Source organism: Terrirhizobium terrae (genome assembly GCF_030323265.1).
GTDB lineage: Bacteria > Pseudomonadota > Alphaproteobacteria > Rhizobiales > Rhizobiaceae > Neorhizobium.
This window is the reverse complement of sequence record NZ_CP104991.1, coordinates 366034-381892: the sequence shown is the minus strand read 5'-3', so window position 1 is coordinate 381892 and position 15859 is coordinate 366034. Positions and strand designations below refer to the sequence as shown.

The 15859-nt window shown below is 57.4% G+C and carries 14 protein-coding genes and 2 pseudogenes; 14 read left to right on the top strand and 2 right to left on the bottom strand.

What is annotated here, in order from left to right; all coding sequences use genetic code 11:
• The first annotated feature begins 124 nt into the window (after nt 1–124).
• From N7E02_RS05710 to N7E02_RS29485, 6 genes and pseudogenes are all read left to right on the top strand, one after another.
• Nucleotides 125–571, top strand: a complete 447-nt coding sequence (locus N7E02_RS05710; RefSeq protein ID WP_353622818.1) for a TRAP transporter small permease — start codon at nt 125–127, stop codon at nt 569–571.
• Complete coding sequence (locus N7E02_RS05705) at nt 572–1885, top strand: TRAP transporter large permease (protein ID WP_286579048.1); 1314 nt, start codon at nt 572–574, stop codon at nt 1883–1885. It abuts the gene before it with no gap.
• A 91-nt stretch (nt 1886–1976) separates the two neighbouring features.
• Nucleotides 1977–3194 carry a malonyl-CoA decarboxylase gene (locus tag N7E02_RS05700; protein WP_286579047.1) on the top strand — a complete coding sequence of 406 codons (1218 nt, stop codon included), beginning with the start codon at nt 1977–1979 and terminating at the stop codon, nt 3192–3194.
• Nucleotides 3191–4737: pseudogene (locus N7E02_RS05695) on the top strand (malonate--CoA ligase). The gene N7E02_RS05700 and the pseudogene N7E02_RS05695 overlap by 4 nt, the downstream one beginning before the upstream one ends.
• 25 nt (nt 4738–4762) lie before the next feature.
• Nucleotides 4763–5173 (top strand): alcohol dehydrogenase catalytic domain-containing protein, encoded by a 411-nt coding sequence (locus N7E02_RS29490; RefSeq protein WP_353622817.1) that lies wholly within the window; start codon nt 4763–4765, stop codon nt 5171–5173.
• Nucleotides 5139–5741 (top strand): zinc-binding dehydrogenase, encoded by a 603-nt coding sequence (locus N7E02_RS29485; protein WP_353622816.1) that lies wholly within the window; start codon nt 5139–5141, stop codon nt 5739–5741. Before N7E02_RS29490 ends, N7E02_RS29485 begins: the two co-directional genes overlap by 35 nt.
• Before the next feature lie 126 nt (nt 5742–5867).
• Here the strand turns inward: N7E02_RS29485 and N7E02_RS05685 are convergent.
• Nucleotides 5868–7663, bottom strand: a pseudogene (locus N7E02_RS05685) (glycoside hydrolase family 15 protein).
• Between the two features lie 224 nt (nt 7664–7887).
• Here N7E02_RS05685 and N7E02_RS05680 point away from each other — a divergent pair.
• Entirely contained in the window at nt 7888–9084 is a 1197-nt protein-coding gene (locus N7E02_RS05680) for an IS256 family transposase (protein WP_286579046.1), read from the top strand.
• A 129-nt stretch (nt 9085–9213) separates the two neighbouring features.
• On the opposite strand, the gene N7E02_RS05675 is transcribed toward N7E02_RS05680, so the two are convergent.
• Nucleotides 9214–9417, bottom strand: coding sequence for a hypothetical protein (locus tag N7E02_RS05675; protein WP_286579045.1), 204 nt, complete (start codon nt 9415–9417; stop codon nt 9214–9216).
• 190 nt (nt 9418–9607) lie between these two features.
• Here N7E02_RS05675 and N7E02_RS05670 point away from each other — a divergent pair, with 190 nt between their 5' ends.
• The 7 genes from N7E02_RS05670 to N7E02_RS05640 all read left to right on the top strand — a co-directional run bounded on the left by N7E02_RS05670 (nt 9608) and on the right by N7E02_RS05640 (nt 15766).
• The gene (locus N7E02_RS05670) at nt 9608–10018 is read left to right on the top strand and encodes a hypothetical protein (RefSeq protein ID WP_286579044.1); all 411 of its coding nucleotides are present in this window, start codon (nt 9608–9610) and stop codon (nt 10016–10018) included.
• 1213 nt (nt 10019–11231) lie between these two features.
• Nucleotides 11232–11930 carry a PAS domain S-box protein gene (locus tag N7E02_RS29480; RefSeq protein WP_353622815.1) on the top strand — a complete coding sequence of 233 codons (699 nt, stop codon included), beginning with the start codon at nt 11232–11234 and terminating at the stop codon, nt 11928–11930.
• A gap of 49 nt (nt 11931–11979) precedes the next feature.
• Nucleotides 11980–12498, top strand: a complete 519-nt coding sequence (locus N7E02_RS05660; protein ID WP_286579042.1) for a GGDEF domain-containing protein — start codon at nt 11980–11982, stop codon at nt 12496–12498.
• Between the two features lie 176 nt (nt 12499–12674).
• The gene (locus tag N7E02_RS05655) at nt 12675–12944 is read left to right on the top strand and encodes a hypothetical protein (RefSeq protein WP_286579041.1); all 270 of its coding nucleotides are present in this window, start codon (nt 12675–12677) and stop codon (nt 12942–12944) included.
• Between the two features lie 10 nt (nt 12945–12954).
• Nucleotides 12955–13275 (top strand): hypothetical protein, encoded by a 321-nt coding sequence (locus N7E02_RS05650; protein WP_286579040.1) that lies wholly within the window; start codon nt 12955–12957, stop codon nt 13273–13275.
• Nucleotides 13276–13760: 485 nt separating this feature from the next.
• Complete coding sequence (locus tag N7E02_RS05645; RefSeq protein ID WP_286579039.1) at nt 13761–14804, top strand: hypothetical protein; 1044 nt, start codon at nt 13761–13763, stop codon at nt 14802–14804.
• Nucleotides 14780–15766 carry a mechanosensitive ion channel domain-containing protein gene (locus N7E02_RS05640; RefSeq protein WP_286579038.1) on the top strand — a complete coding sequence of 329 codons (987 nt, stop codon included), beginning with the start codon at nt 14780–14782 and terminating at the stop codon, nt 15764–15766. Before N7E02_RS05645 ends, N7E02_RS05640 begins: the two co-directional genes overlap by 25 nt.
• The last annotated feature ends 93 nt before the right edge of the window (nt 15767–15859 follow it).

Below are 15859 nucleotides of genomic sequence, written 5' to 3'. Positions count from 1 at the left end.
CCCATGACCTGAAGGATCATAGATGTCCCAGTCAGTCGCCCCTTTGCCTGCCAAAACACCCGGCAACATGTTCGTTCGCACTGTTCACGCAATCTCGGAAGTTTGCGGTTGGGCGGCTGCGGCCATGACCGTAATCGCTCTCTTTATCACATGTCACATGATCTTCGTACGGTCGGCTCTTGGCCAGTCCACCATCTGGCAGACCGAAGCCGTCATCATCATCGTGATTGGGGCTACCGCGATTGGATTGCCTTACGTGCAGAAAATGCGAGGCCATGTGAATGTCGATCTCGTGCCTCTCATGCTTCCGCCTCTTGGGCGGCGTATCCTCGCCTACACGGTCCTCGCCGTGACCATGGCGGTCATCGCACTAGTGACCTGGTACTCTTGGGAGATCTGGCATCAAGCCTGGCTGCGAAACTGGAAATCTTCGACCGTTTGGGCGCCACCGCTGTGGATCGCCTATCTCGCGCTGCCGATCGGCTTTGGGCTTCTTCTGCTTCAGCTGCTCGCAGATTTCGTCTCCCTTGTGACGGGTGCCGATGCCCCGTTCGGCGTGATGGAGACGTAGATGGATCCTCTGACAATCGGTCTTTTAGTGGCTGTCACGACGATTGCCGTTCTGTTTTCCGGAATTTCGGTCGGCGTTGGCCTGCTGGTCGTTTCCGCAGGCTTCCTGTTCATGTTCGACGGCTTGCGTTCCGTCGAAATGCTTCCCGAAATATTCTACGCCGATCTCAACAGTTTCACGATCCTCTCGATACCCATGTTCATCATCATGGGGGCCGCCGTCGCATCGACTCGCGCAGGCGCGGATCTCTTCGAAGCCATGGAACGCTGGTTGACCAGGGTTCCGGGTGGCCTTGTCGTTTCGAACCTCGGTGCCTGTGCGCTTTTTGCAGCCCTTTCGGGCTCTAGTCCGGCAACCTGCGCAGCGATTGGAAAAATGGGCATCCCTGAGATGCAAAAGCGCGGCTATCCGGATACGGTTGCAGCCGGATCGATCGCTGCAGGAGGCACGCTTGGTATTCTCATCCCGCCCTCGGTGACGATGATCGTTTACGGCATCGCGACCGAGACCTCCATCGGGCGGCTGTTCCTTGCAGGCGTCGTGCCAGGCATCATGCTGACACTGTTGTTCATCGGCTGGTCGATCTTTGCGACCTGGCGTTCCGGTAACGCCGCAGTTCTTTCGCCGCGTCACTATAGCCTTCGCGAGAAGCTGGAAATACTGCCGAGGGTACTGCCATTTCTCGCCGTCATTGCAGGTGTGCTCTACTCCATGTATGGCGGCATCGCGACAACGTCGGAAACCGCTGCAGTCGGTGCTGTTCTTTGCCTTATCATGGCGATGGCTATCTATCGGCTCTGGCACCCGAAGGCGATATGGCGAGTTCTGCGCGACAGTACCCGGGAAAGCGTGATGATCCTATTCATCATGGCCGCGGCTGGGGTGTTCGCCTACATGATGTCTTCGCTGTTCATCACTCAGTCCGTCGCCCAGTGGATAGCGGCACTGGAGGTTAACCGGTGGGTCCTTATGGCTTTGATCAATCTGCTCCTTCTGGTTGCAGGCTTCTTTCTGCCGCCTGTCGCCGTCATCCTGATGACTGCCCCCATTTTGATGCCCATCCTCACAGCCGCCCAGTTCGACCCCTACTGGTTCGCAGTTATCCTCACCATCAACATGGAAATTGGCCTTATCACGCCACCGGTCGGACTCAATCTGTTTGTCATCAATTCTATTACGCCGAATATTTCACTGAAAACCGTGCTTGTCGGATCGGCACCGTTCGTTGGCTGCATGATCGCCGCGATCATAATTCTTTGTCTCGTACCGGGCCTTGCGACGTGGCTACCGGACCTCGTCATGGGGCCGATTTAGGAGGGAAAAATGGGCCGTATAGCATTTTTCTCCGACCTCATGAGTACGCTCTTCGAGCGGCGACCATCAGGCGCTCGGATGCCTAGCCGAATTGCCGTGGCAGATTTATGCAGAATCGCTTCTGTCATCCAAAGGCGAGGTTTCCGGCACCAGCATCGCACAGGATATACTCGCCCACTATAAGGCAATGAACCCTACCGAGCGGCAAGAGTTCTTTCGGGGTCTGGCGATGGCGCTGGATATCGATCCGGACATGGTCATCAAGACTGCCGAGTCTTATCGCACCGAGCCGACCGCTTTGACACTGGCCGCCCTTTTCAGGCAGGCGGAGCCACGAAGGCAAGAGCTTTTCCGCCGCCTCAACCAGTCACCCGGCGGGACAGCTGAACTGGTCCGCATGCGGCTGGATCTTCTTAAGCTCCTCCCCGAGGCGCCCGAACTGGAGGTTATCGACGTCGATTTCCAGCACCTTTTCGCAAGCTGGTTCAACCGAGGCTTCCTCGTACTGAGGCCTATCGACTGGCGAACGCCGGCCAATATTTTGGAGAAAATCATCCAGTACGAGGCTGTGCACGCCATAAACGACTGGAAGGATCTGCAGCGCAGACTGCTACCTGCTGACCGACGTTGCTTCGCCTTCTTTCATCCTGCCATGCCCGAGGAACCGCTTATCTTCGTCGAGGTGGCCCTTTGCAAGGGCGTGCCGGGTTCTGTGCAGGATCTGCTTGCTGAGGACCGCATCCCGGTCACCGAGACGGAGTTCGACACCGCGGTGTTTTATTCCATCTCAAACTGCCAGGAGGGTCTGCGCGGCGTTTCCTTCGGCAATTCGTTGATCAAGCAGGTCGTGGAAGAGCTGAAACGCGAGATACCGCATATCGCGCGCTTCGTGACGCTCTCGCCAGTTCCTGGCCTTGGACGCTGGCTCAAGGAAGAGGCCTCCGGAAACGCCGTTGCCGGGAAAGTGGTCAAGGCCACCGACGTAGGCGCAGTGGAAAAGCTGGGCGTTGCTCTGCGCGGATTGGCGGCGGAGTTCCTGCTGACGGTCAAACGCCCCGATGGCCTGCCCGCCGATCCGGTCGCGCGGTTCCATCTCGGAAACGGTGCGTTGCTGCATGACATCCACGTTCTGGCAGACACATCAGCCAAAGGCTTCCAGCAGTCCGCCACCGTAATGGTCAACTACCTATACGATCCTGAACTCGTGGAGCAGAACCACGAGAACTTCATAAACAATCGAAATATCGCCGCTTCCAAGCAGGTACTGGCTCTGCTTTCGAGCGAGAGAACTACAGGACGCAAATCATGAGCAACCCTCTCTACGATACACTTGTCGCTCCGCTTGCAGCACGTCAGACCACGTTCCTGATAAAGGAGGATGGCGAGGAGATCACCGGCACAGCCTTTCATGCCATGGTGATGGGATATGCCGCAGCAATGTCTTCTCTGGGACTGAAACCGGGAGATCGGATGGCTGTGCAGGTAGAGAAATCGCCATCCGCTTTGGCACTCTACTGCGCAGCCCTCGCCGCAGGTGTCGTCTTCCTGCCGCTTAACATCGCCTATACCGCCGACGAAGTCGATTACTTCGTGGGAGATTCACAGGCGGCATTGCTTGTCGGCAATTCTGACCGATCGGAGAATCTCGCCAAGGTTGCTGCTCGACACGGCAGCCGCTTCGAAATCATGGATGCGTCGGGAAGCGGCACCTTGACCGATGCGGCCCGCTCGTTCGACACGTTTGCACCGGTCAGCCGTGAGGCGTCCGATCTCGCAGCCATCCTCTACACTTCGGGAACAACGGGGCGCTCCAAGGGCGCCATGCTGACCCAAGATAACCTCCTTTCAAATGCTCATGTCCTCATGGAGAGTTGGCGATTTACCAAGGACGACGTGCTGCTGCACGCGTTGCCGATCTTCCATACCCACGGTCTTTTCGTCGCCACCAACACCATGCTTCTGGCGGGCGGGCAGATGATTTTCCTGCCGATTTTCAAGAGCGACCAGGTGATCAGGTGGCTGCCGAGAGCGACGGCCATGATGGGGGTTCCGACCTTCTATACTCGTCTCCTGGATGACTCTCTGCTGACGCAGGAGCTTGTATCCCACATGAGATTGTTCATTTCCGGCTCGGCCCCTTTACTTGCAGAGACGCATGTCGCCTTCGAACAGCGAACCGGGCATCGTATCCTTGAACGTTACGGCATGACGGAAACTAACATGAACACCTCCAATCCCTATGACGGCGAGAGAAGGGCGGGGACGGTCGGCTTTCCGCTTGCCGGTATCGATCTCAGGATAACAGACCCTGCATCCGGCGAAGAGATGCCTGCTGGCGAGCCGGGAATGATCGAGGTGCGCGGCCCGAACGTTTTTAAGGGCTACTGGCAAATGCCCGACAAAACCAAGGAGGAACTGCGCGATAATGGCTTCTTCATCACCGGCGACATAGGGGTTGTCGATGCCGACGGTTACGTGAGCATCGTTGGGCGCCAGAAAGACCTGATCATAACCGGTGGCTACAATGTTTACCCGAAGGAGATCGAACTGTTGCTGGACGAGCAGCCGGGCGTTTTGGAAAGCGCTGTGATCGGGGTGCCTCATCCTGATTTCGGCGAGGCGGTTGTCGCGGTTCTCGTGCCTCGTCCCGGCGAGGACATCGCTTTACCGTCACTGGAAAAGGCGATCGGCCAGAGCCTCGCGCGGTTCAAGCAGCCGAAGCATATCGCCGTGCGCAAGGAATTGCCGCGCAACACGATGGGTAAGGTGCAGAAGAACCTTTGCGGAAGGATTTCGCCGGGCTCTTCAGCGCGGCGGGCCCTCATAGATCCGAAATCTTCCTGTTTCGATAGTCATGTTGAACTTGAAGGACAAAGCATGCCCATCAGAAAAGTCGCAATCATCGAGAGCGTCGGCGGCCCGGAGGTGCTCAAGGTCATTTCTGAAAATCTGTCTGCACCCGCTGCAGGCGAAGTCATGCTTCGGCAGACGGCGATCGGCTTCAATTTCATCGACGTCTATCAACGCGGTGGCGCTTATAACCTGCCGCTCCCCAGCGGTCTTGGCTTCGAGGCAGCCGGTGTGCTGGAAGCTATAGGAGACGGTGTAACGGATTTCATCGTTGGCGACCGCGTTGCCTACATGAACACGAGCCCGGGAGCCTACGCAAGCCTGCGGAACGTGCCTGCCGAAAAGCTGGTGCGGCTTCCCGACGGCGTTTCCGACGAAGTGGCTGCCTCTCTTTTTCAAGGGGATGACAGCGCAGTATCTGCTGCACAAGACCCATAAGGTTGCGTCCGGCGAGCTTCTCTTAGTTCACTCGGCGGCAGGAGGTGTCGGCCAAATCTTAACCCGATGGGCGACGGCACTCGGCGCGCGCGTCTTTGGAACAACCGGGTCACCGCACAAGCACAAGGCGGCGATGGAGGCTGGCTGTCAGGCGGTAATCGACCTCAATGATGAAGAATGGCCTTCGGCGTTTCTAGCTGCGACAGGTGGCGAGAAGGCGCGCGTGATCTATGATGCGGTCGGTAAGGATACCCTAGTCAAGTCCCTCGACTGCGCGGCCAAATTCGGCCTTGTCGTCAGCTATGGCGGTGCATCCGGTAAGGCGCCAGCAATCGAGCCGGAGTTGCTGAATAGGAAGGGATGTCTCTACCTGACAAGACCCTCCGTCTTCCCCCACAACAGTGAAACCGCGACGTTTCGCGAAAATGCCCGCGTTCTCTTCGACGCAATTGAGCGTGGCTACGTCAAGGTGGACATAAGCCAGCGCTTCGACCTTGACGATATTGTCGATGCTCATCGGGCGGCAGAAGCGAGGCAAAATGCCGGTGCAATCCTCATCACACCATGATGAGACTATCTAACGTCAGTATGGCGAACAGGAAGCCTTTCAATAGGATGGGTGACCTCGTTCCGCTTTAGTTGTCGGCTCGATGGGTCGAGGAAACAATCGCGACAATCGTATGCCCGACAGATGTCAGTCATCGTTGGATCGCTCCTCGGCTGGGCCTTCAAAGCGGGATAGGTTGAGAGCGGTTGCGATTAATCCGAGATGGCTGAACGCTTGCGGGAAATTACCGAGCATGCGCCCTGCGACTGGGTCATATTCCTCTGAAAGCAACCCGACGTCGTTGGTGAGTTCGCAAAGTCGCATGAAAATCTTCCTTGCATCCGCATCGCGGCCCAAAAGGATGAGCGCGTCGCAGAGCCAGAAGCTGCATATGAGAAATGCGCCTTCGCCAGATGGCAAGCCGTCGTCAGTGACCTCGGTTTCGTAGCGTAACAGCAGTCCGTTATGCATCAGACGGGCCTCGATCGCTTCGACTGTCGAGACCACTCGGGCATCATCCGGCGGCAGGAAGCCGACAAGTGGAATTTGCAGAAGGCTGGCATCGAGGGTCTTCGAGCCGTAGCTCTGAACGAAGCTTCCGAGCTCTTCGTCGTAAGCTTTATTGCAGACATCGGCATGGATTTCGTCAGCGATCAATCGCCAGCGTGTGGCAGACGAAGCGTCTCCAGCGTCATCAGCCAGTTTTGCCGTTCGGTCGAACGCCACCCAAGCCATCACCTTGGAATGAGTAAAATGATCTCGACCGCCGCGCACTTCCCAGATGCCCTCATCCGGTTCACGCCACGCCTTCTCCAGATAAGGCAAGAGAACCTTGGCGAGCGAATTGGTAGGTGGATGTGGGGGAAGGCCATGTTTACGCGCCTGCGCTAGCGCATCGGCGACCTCTCCGTAAACGTCTAGCTGAAACTGATCAGCAGCAGCATTTCCGATACGCACAGGCAGCGATCCCTCGTAGCCTGAGAGCCAGTCCAGTTTGAATTCCGGGAGGGAGCGTTCGCCTGCGACACCATACATGATCTGCATTTGTTCAGGGGCGCCGGCAATAGCTCGCATGAGCCATTCTCGCCATGCGGCCGCTTCTTCAAAGTAGCCAAGGCTCATGAACGCCATCAACGTCATCGTGGCATCGCGCAGCCAGCAGTAGCGATAATCCCAGTTGCGTGGCCCGCCGATTTTTTCCGGAAGAGAGGTGGTTATTGCCGCAACGATGCCGCCAGTTGGCATATATGTCATAGCTTTCAGAGTGATGAGCGACCGCGTTACAATCTCGTTATAGCCGTTGACCGGTGGGCAGCGCCCCACGAACTCCTGCCAAAAAAGATCGTCTGCTGTAGCGCCGCTTCTGGCTCCTGTGCGATCGGGACAGGTAGGTGAGATGGGCTATGGGTCAGGGTGAAGGCAATGCGTTGTCCTTCAGAAACGACAAATGTCGCCCTGCTGTGGAGGTCTTCGCCCGTGAGCTCTACCGGGCTGTCCAAAGTAAGTCTGTGAGGGCCCGCAACCGCTGTCAGCTTCCCGGCTTCGTCGTGGCTCACCCACGGCACGCTACGGCCGTAGTCAAACCGGATCACAAGATCGATTTCGAACTCAACACTGCCTTTGCGCCCTTCGATTATTCTAACGATGTTACTGGAGCCATCGCGAGGGGGCATGAGATCGAAAATAGCGGCTTCACCCGATTCGGCAGAGAATTCGGTTTCAAGCACCAACGTATCTTCAATATAGGCCCGCTGGACTTTCCGCACTGCTTCGGTCGGTGCAATTGACCAGTGCCCATTTTCTTCTGTTCCTAGAAGTGCCGCGAAGCATGCGGGCGCGTCAAATCGTGGAAGGCATAGCCAGTCGATCGATCCCATTTTGGAAACTAGAGCCGCAGTCTCACAGTCTCCGATCATGGCGTAGTCTTCAATATGGGCAGCCAATAAAACACCTTTCGCCGTTTGCCAGATCGTGTTGTGGCTCTTTCTAGGGATTAAGCAGAAAGCCTGGTTATCCCATCTAATGCGGTGTTATCCTGCTTCAACCTATTGGCTGGCAAGTGAGGGTGTCGGATCGTGTCCCGTCGAGTGGTGTAGCTGGATTTCATAGCCATCGGTGATTTCCGGTAGGGTCGGGTTGCTTAGATCCAACCTGAGGGACACCACCGATGACCGACGACATGATGAACTTGCGCTCGCTCGTTGAGAAGAGCGCTGATGCGGATTTGCTGCGCGAGATGATCGGCTTTGCTGCCGAGAAGCTGATGGCGCTGGAGGTCGGCATGAAGACCGGCGCGGGCTATGGCGAGAAGAATGGTTTTCGACTTGCCCAGCGCAACGGCTACCGCGATCGAGACTGGGAGACACGGGCGGGCACTGTCGAGCTGCGCATTCCCAAGCTTCGTACAGGCAGCTACTTCTCGAGTTTCCTGGAGCCTCGCCGGATGGCGGAGAAGGCGCTGACGGCGGTCATTCAGGAGGCTTACATCCAGGGCGTTTCGACCCGATCCGTCGATGACCTTGTCAAGGCGATGGGCATGAGCGGCATCTCCAAAAGCCAGGTATCCCGGCTGTGCGAGGAGATCGACGAGAAGGTGAAGGCCTTCCTCGACCGCCCCATCGAGGGCGAGTGGCCATACCTCTGGATCGATGCCACCTACCTGAAGGTTCGTCGCGGCGGTCGTATCGTCTCTGTTGCGATCATCATCGCTGTGGGCGTAAACACTGATGGTCGACGCGAAGTGCTCGGCATGGAGATCGGCACGTCCGAGGCCGAGCCGATCTGGACCGAGTTTCTTCGAAAGCTGACCAGGCGGGGCCTGCGTGGCGTCAAGCTCGCCGTCTCAGATGCGCATGAGGGCATCAAAGCCGCAGTATCGAAGGTGCTCTGCGCCACTTGGCAGCGCTGCAGAGTCCATTTCATGCGCAATGCTCTGGCCCATGCTGGTAAGAGCGGACGGCGGGTCGTCTCGGCCTTCATCGCCACGGCCTTCGCTCAGGACACGCCGGAGGCGGCAAGCACTCAGTGGCGCAACGTCGCCGACCAGATCAGGCCAAAGGTCCCGAAGCTCGCCAGTCTCATGGACAACGCTGAGCAAGACGTACTCGCCTACATGACCTTTCCCAAACAGCATTGGGCCAAACTTCACTCGACCAACCCCATCGAGCGACTGAACGGCGAGATCAAGCGGCGGACCGAGGTCGTCAGCATCTTCCCCAACGACGACGCTATCGTGCGCCTGGTCGGTGCGCTGCTGCTGGAACACAACGATAAATGGGCCGTCCAGCGATCTCGCTACATGACCCTTGAGACAATCGCTACGATGAGCGATGATCCACTCATCAGCCTGCCAGCAGCAAGCTGACACTCATCCGGCCCTCTGGGATGAGCCGTGGCCGTCTAAGCTACACCACTCCCTGGGACACGATCGGGTGTCGAGCCTGAGGGTCGTTTGTTTTCAGACGATTGCCTCTGCAACACAGTGCCGCCAGTTTTAACCCTGAGTATTAAACTCGGCGGTTTCGTCGCAAATCCTGCGCAACTTGCCTTTCTCGATCAGACCGGGCCATGCTGCCTCAAAGGCCCGTTTGTCGACGCCGAATGCCTCCGCCAAAACCGCAACCTGATCTCGGAAGAGCACGCCGCGCTTGTGCGACAACGCTTCAATAACGCGTCGTTCATCATCAGTGAAATCCATCGCAGTCACCTCCCAAGTTGGCAATCTGCCTCGAAACCAGCAATCGAATGGACGATCGCGGGCAGGAGGCTACAATTCGATAGCGACATATCCGAGCTCTCTGGTCAATCACTTGTGACTGTCGGCGATTTTACCCACCATCTCTAGCTTGTATCATGGCGTGATATAAATTATTAAGGAGGAGCTGGAGATGAGTGAACGAAAAAGCTGGAGCGAGTTTCGGCCGACGAAAGGGCAATGGTTCTGGTCAGTAATTGGCGCATCAGCACTAACGATGGTTGTCGGGTTCACCTGGGGCGGATGGACGACTGCTGGCAGCGCACGTACCGCGCAGGCCTTGGCCGTCAGAGACGCGCGTGCTGAACTAGCCGGTGAAATCTGTGTGCACAACTTCATCACTGCCGATGGCGCAAAAGCCAATCTGGCCGGACTGCAGGAACAATCATCATGGGCTCGCGAAGACTTTATAGAGGACGGCGGCTGGGCAACAATCGCAGGCGTTGAAACCGCCGTGGTCAACGCCGCTGACGTTTGCGCTGAGCGACTGATGAAGATCGAGAACCTGCCGACCGCGCAGGCAGACGCCGTGACCGAAAGCTGAGGGGTGAGACAGTGCGCATGACACGCACGGTTCACGTCGGCCCGTCCGAAATGATTTCGAACGGGCCGACAGCTTTACGTGATCTGCCTGACGCCAAGTCGGCGCCGAAGAAGTCAGCCCACGTCATCAAACAAGTTGGGAACTCGAATGTTTAAGCTCGCCGCGGCGGCAATTGCGCTCGCAACAGCGATTTTCTTGCTGCTGTTCGGAGCCCTCAGCTGGATGGTAACAGGCTGGGATGTGGTTTTCCTGCTCTGCCTAGTACTCTGTGCGTTCTTATTTTTTGTTGCCGCTTCCACGTTTAGGAGCGCTCGAAACACCGTGTTGACCCCGCGTGGTCCAACGGTAACGCGCAGGGCGGGGTAGGCTTCGACATTCTCGTTCAACTCTAGAAATGAAACGATCTCACTGCCCGGTTCGGCTGCCTGGATTAGCGTCGTATCACCTAGCCGTGTTCCACAAGGAGGCTGAGGGGACATGCGCAGAGCTACAGATGGATGCCGCGAACAGGGTCTATTGTCGTAAGCGCAAGATGCAGGTACCGTCCTCCCATGCGTGGACGAATACCAGCGAATGTCATCCTCCGACCCGCCGACTTAGCGACGCTTGAGCGCGTCTTCGCTCAAGTCATACCCGAACATGACACCCATCCCGATGAGCTTGCCATGTTGCTCGTTCGACTGTTTCAAGATGGCATCACAGATGAGCATGAGCTGCTGAGCGCCGCCGAGAAATGGTTTCGCTGATCTTTTAAAACATTTGCGGACGAGGAAGACACGTCGTGTCAGCTGTATCCGGCAGATAGGTGTTGCTTCAAGCAGAGGGGCGAGGGAATACCCTCGCCTTCAAGGGAGCATGAACACATAGACCACGGGAAGGATGAGTGCGACAAATGAAATGGCCGCCGTCAGGAAGGCCAAGAAAAAGCCGAAAGGCTCGTCCCGCCAGTCGTATTCACCATCCATGCTTCCCCTTCGAAAAGCCAGTGGGCCTATAAACGCGGTTGCTAGAAGGCAACCTGCATTACAATGCAATGATAACGGGCTATGCAACGTTGATAACATACGAGCCATCACAACTCACAGATAATTCGCGCTGATACGGAGTGAACGAAGCTGCCTGAAAGGAGAAGGCTATCGCGATCGGTTGGCTCACTTGATAAAACCCCTGAGCCAGGTTAGGCATTATTTTAGAGTTTTCTTAGAAACTCCTAATGATGCATAGCTCCGATGATATGGACGACATGAGTGCAGAGAGCCGTTTGGCTCTCTTTGACTTTGCCTTCGCCAATGCCCCGATCGGCATCGCGCTCGTCCACACGAATGCGAGGATCATCAAAGGCAATTCGGCCTTTGCGAGAATGGTCGGGCGGTCTCTACGTGAAGTCGCCGGCATTGCTTTTGCCGACTTTACCCATCCCGACGATGTCGAAGCCGACCTCCAGCTGTTTCGCTCCGTGCTCGCTGGCGAGCGTGACGGGTACTCGATCGAGAAGCGCTACGTTCGGCCAGGCGGCGAGATCGTTTTTGTCAGGATCCATGTTGCGGCCATGCGCGACGAGATGGGGGACGTCGCCCGTTTCATCACACAGATCGAGGACATCGGCGAGCTCAAGGCCAGCCAACTGGACCTTGAAGAACGGTCTGCGAAGCTGGAATTGGCACTCGATGCACTGCCCGGTGGCTTCTGGCACTTGGACGTGTCGAGCGGCGCTTCGAGACCTCGCATCATTTGGCGGAATATATTTCGGGTCCGGGCGCCGAACCACTCAACCTTGAAGCCTACCTCGCCAGAGTCAAGCGATCCGATCTCGCCTCCGCTGATCTGTCACGCCTGGCGGGAGGGAGATCGACAGCGATGTGGCGCAGTATCGGCTCTCGACTGTCTCCGGAGAGCGCTGGATCCGCTGTAGCCGACAATTGCTGCGTTCGTCCGACGGGGCGCCGCTGAAGGTGGTCGGAGTGGCCATCGATTTCACCGACGAGCAGACACGTATCGAGCAACACCGCGTTGATGCGGAGACAGATCCACTTACCGGCTTGCTCAATCGCCGCGGGCTGGAAGCGCGGTGGTCTGGCTCTGTCAGTTCAGGTGGGGCAATCCTTGCAATCGATCTCGATGGGTTCAAAGCTGTCAATGACAGGCATGGACATGATGTCGGCGATCAGGTTCTGAAAATTGCCTCCCAACGGCTGATCGCTTCCACTCGCGGCCACGATATCGTCAGCCGCGTGGGTGGCGACGAGTTTCTGATCATCGTGTCGGGTGATCGAAAGTCTGCAGAGGCTGTCGCGGAGCGCATCGTTCGCGCGTTCCGGTCGGACATTTCCGTTGGAGATATTGAGGCGCCGGTCCGCGCGAGCATTGGAGGAGCGCTCATCTCTGCATCCGAGCCGCTGGCACACACTGCGGCGCGTGCAGATCAGTTTCTCTACGAGCAGAAGCGCGCTGGCAAAGACGGGTGGAAGCTCGAGAAATAGTGCATCGCAGATCAAGCGCTTGTGACCGGTCTCCCGCGGTAACCATTCGTCTGCAATCGATTTTGAAGTAATGTCACGCCATGATATAAAAGTGGTCCTTCGCGGTGCGCCGCGATGCTTGGGGGATCTGGGGGACAATTGGTGTGAATGATATAGCGGAGATTGCGAAGCTTTCGTTGCTGCTGGAAACACGGCTCCAGGAACGCGGATTGATGAACAAGGCCGGCAGTCTTTCTGGGACGTTGCCCTCCGACATCCTCGACAAGATTGACGGCCTGATCGAGAATTCGAATGAGCTCGAGAGTTTGCTTCGTATTGGCTATGCCGTCAGGCAGGGAGAGACACTGTCGCCTCCCGTTGCGAGTGCAGCGCGCCTGATGATTCAGGAAGTTTGTGAGGCCGTCTTTGACCATGACGAGCTGCAAGCCGTCCGCCAGACCCACTGAGAGAAAACAGATGAACGTTCACGTCAAAGCTATGCCAGCGATCAGAGCCTGTGCAGTCATCGCAGCTTGCGGATTGATGTGGCTTCCTACTCCAGCAGCTTCCGCACCGCGGTGCAGCGACATCGTGCGGGCTTTCCTGATGACGGCGCCGGCAGAGCTCCTATCCGTCAAGACCAAACGAGATGGGTGTCTGGTGACTTACTTAATGCATCGTAATGGCAAACGACCGATGCGTGTGACCCGCGAGCTGCGCGCCGAAGAAACTGGTCTCGTCGAGGCAGAAAAGAAATCAGGCTCTGCCCAAGTGGCCGATGAAATAAAGGCTCCGTAAACTAAGCGCCTTGTGTTGAGCACCCAACTCCTTGCGTCGTTAGCCGTTTGCATGGCGGGCTTTAGAAACACTGCAGAAGTCCACTGCAAGGAAGCGACGCGTTATTTTTTCCAGCAGCGTCGGGGATCAATTTAATCTCGCAGCGACGTCCGATCATCTGTCATGTTCCCACAGTTCTCGGCGCTAATCGTATTTTTGTGACCACCCAAGGGTTGACGGGAGGGACATGGGCGCCATGCTTTTGCCTAAATTACGAATCCCGAAAGGATGTCATGCCCTTCCGACGCATCGCCGCCAGCCTGTTGTTTCTGTTGGCTCTTCTCACAGATCCAGCGCTCTCGAATGCGCAGGAGCCATCTTCGCCAACACCTCAGCCGGCCAGTAGCGTCGACGATCTGATCCGCATTCTCGAGAACGAAGACGCTCGAAACGCGCTTCTGACCAGATTAAAAAACGAAGTGGCGGCGCAGCAAGTCCAGGAGCCAGTGGAAGAGGATCCCACAATTGCGCGTCAGATTGCCGAACAGACCAGAGCGGCGGCCGAACAGATCGTCGCTAGTGGTGAGGCGGTCTGGAGTGGCGTTGCAGCGCTGGCTGTCATCTTTACCGGCACAAGAACGGTCGATTATGGTGCGATCCAGACCCTGATCCTCAACGTCATATTCGTCGGCGCCGGCCTGTTCGCTTCCTTCTTCGTGCTGCGAATGCTCGCTCATGTCCTTCAACGGACGTTGGATCGACGGGCCGCCGGCCGCCATTGGTCGATCCGAGCCATTTTCACCGTCATCGCCACAGTCGCGGACATCGTGACGGTCGCGTTGGCCTGGGGCGCCGGTTACGTGATTGCGCTGCAGGTGATAGGTGGCGCAACCGGCCGCATGGACATCAACCAGACCCTTCTCCTCAATGCCTCCCTGATGGTGGAGATGCTGAAGGTCGCGATGCGGCTTGTCCTGCAGCCACGCTTTCCGGCACTTCGGCTTGTGCCGATTTCCGATACCACCGCTGCTTACTGGTATTTCTGGGCTGCGCGCGCCGTCTCGCTTGTCGGCTACACCTTCATGTTTGTCGCTCCGATTCTCGCGGCGAATGTCTCCGAAGCTGCTGCCCAGGCGGTTCGTGTTCTTGTGATGCTGACCGCGCTGGTGATCGCCATCGTCGTCATCCTGCAGAACCGCGATCGTGTGCGGCAGGCCCTGTCGTCTCGCGCAGCCGGCGGCCGGACAGACTTTATCGGCCGCAGCGGTGCCTTTCTCGCCGGCATCTGGCATCTTTTGGCAATCGCCTATCTGATCGTGATCTTCGTCGTCTGGCTCGTCAACCCAACTGCCGCGCTTCCGTTCATGATGGCCGCCACCATCAAGTCGATCGCTGCCGTCATTGTCGGCGGTCTGGTCATCGCCTTTATCGGGCGCTTCGCCAATGCAGGTCTCAGGCTGCCGGAGGATGTCCGCGCCCGCCTGCCTGCACTTGAGGGAGGCTTCAGGCCTTTGTTCCGCGTGTCATGCAGATTATCCGGACGGTGGTGACGATCGGCGTCGTGGTTGCCATTGCCCAGTCTTGGGGCCTGATCGACTTCCTCGGATGGATGTCGTCTGAAGCCGGCCAGCGGATCAGCGGATCAGCCTTTGCGGCGCTGGTCATTCTCATGATCGGCTTCGTCGCCTATCTGGCGATGTCGTCCTGGGTCGAGTATCGCCTCAACCCGGAATTCGGCACCATTCCGACCAGCCGTGAGAAGACGCTGCTGTCGCTCTTCCGTAACGCCTTCACCATCGCGCTTGTCGTGCTGGTATCGATGCTGGCGCTGGCCCAGATAGGCGTCAATATCGCACCGCTTCTCGCAGGTGCTGGCGTACTGGGTCTGGCGATCGGTTTCGGCGCCCAAAAACTGGTGCAGGACATCATCACCGGTGTCTTCATCCAGCTTGAGAACGTCATGAACGAAGGCGATGTCGTCAGCCTCGGCAGTGTCAGTGGCGTGGTCGAAAAACTGACCATCCGCTCGGTCTCGATCCGTTCACTGGATGGCACCTTGCACCTCATCCCGTTCTCTTCCGTCGATACGGTCTCCAATATGGTCAAGGGCTTTGGCTACCACGTGGCCGAGATCGGCGTCGCGTACCGGGAAGATATCGATGAAGTGAAGGAGGCGATGCAGGAAGCATTCGACCTTCTGATGCAGACCGAGTGGAGCGAAAAAATCATCGACAAGCTCGACATGCAGGGCATCACCGCCTTTGGCGACAGCGCCATCACCGTTCGCGCCCGCATCAAGACGATCGCCGGCGGGCACTGGGGGACCGGCCGAGCCTATAACGAGTTCATCAAGCAGGTTTTTGATCGCCGCGGTATCGAAATCCCGTTCCCGCATGTCACGCTCTATATGGGCGAGGACAAGGCCGGCAAGGCGCCGCCGCTCCGGTTGGAGCGCGGAACGCAGCCCAAGGAATTGCCGGACAGCGACGTGAAGCCGATCCTGCAGCCTTAATCGGCGATGTGCCGGGTCGAGCGTGCTGCTCAGCCTGGCGCTTCGTTACGAGATGGAATTGGCATGAGGGAATCCTAATTCTCATGCCAGTCC

Excerpts from the sequence above, each read along its gene's own strand:
- N7E02_RS05710 (WP_353622818.1), top strand. The coding sequence starts at position 125 with ATGACCGTAATCGCTCTCTTTATCACATGTCACATGATCTTCGTACGG.
- N7E02_RS05705 (WP_286579048.1), top strand. The coding sequence starts at position 572 with ATGGATCCTCTGACAATCGGTCTTTTAGTGGCTGTCACGACGATTGCC.
- N7E02_RS29490 (WP_353622817.1), top strand. The coding sequence starts at position 4,763 with ATGCCCATCAGAAAAGTCGCAATCATCGAGAGCGTCGGCGGCCCGGAG.
- N7E02_RS29485 (WP_353622816.1), top strand. The coding sequence starts at position 5,139 with ATGACAGCGCAGTATCTGCTGCACAAGACCCATAAGGTTGCGTCCGGC.
- N7E02_RS05680 (WP_286579046.1), top strand. The coding sequence starts at position 7,888 with ATGACCGACGACATGATGAACTTGCGCTCGCTCGTTGAGAAGAGCGCT.
- N7E02_RS05675 (WP_286579045.1), bottom strand. The coding sequence starts at position 9,417 with ATGGATTTCACTGATGATGAACGACGCGTTATTGAAGCGTTGTCGCAC.
- N7E02_RS05670 (WP_286579044.1), top strand. The coding sequence starts at position 9,608 with ATGAGTGAACGAAAAAGCTGGAGCGAGTTTCGGCCGACGAAAGGGCAA.
- N7E02_RS29480 (WP_353622815.1), top strand. The coding sequence starts at position 11,232 with ATGATGCATAGCTCCGATGATATGGACGACATGAGTGCAGAGAGCCGT.
- N7E02_RS05650 (WP_286579040.1), top strand. The coding sequence starts at position 12,955 with ATGAACGTTCACGTCAAAGCTATGCCAGCGATCAGAGCCTGTGCAGTC.
- N7E02_RS05640 (WP_286579038.1), top strand. The coding sequence starts at position 14,780 with ATGCAGATTATCCGGACGGTGGTGACGATCGGCGTCGTGGTTGCCATT.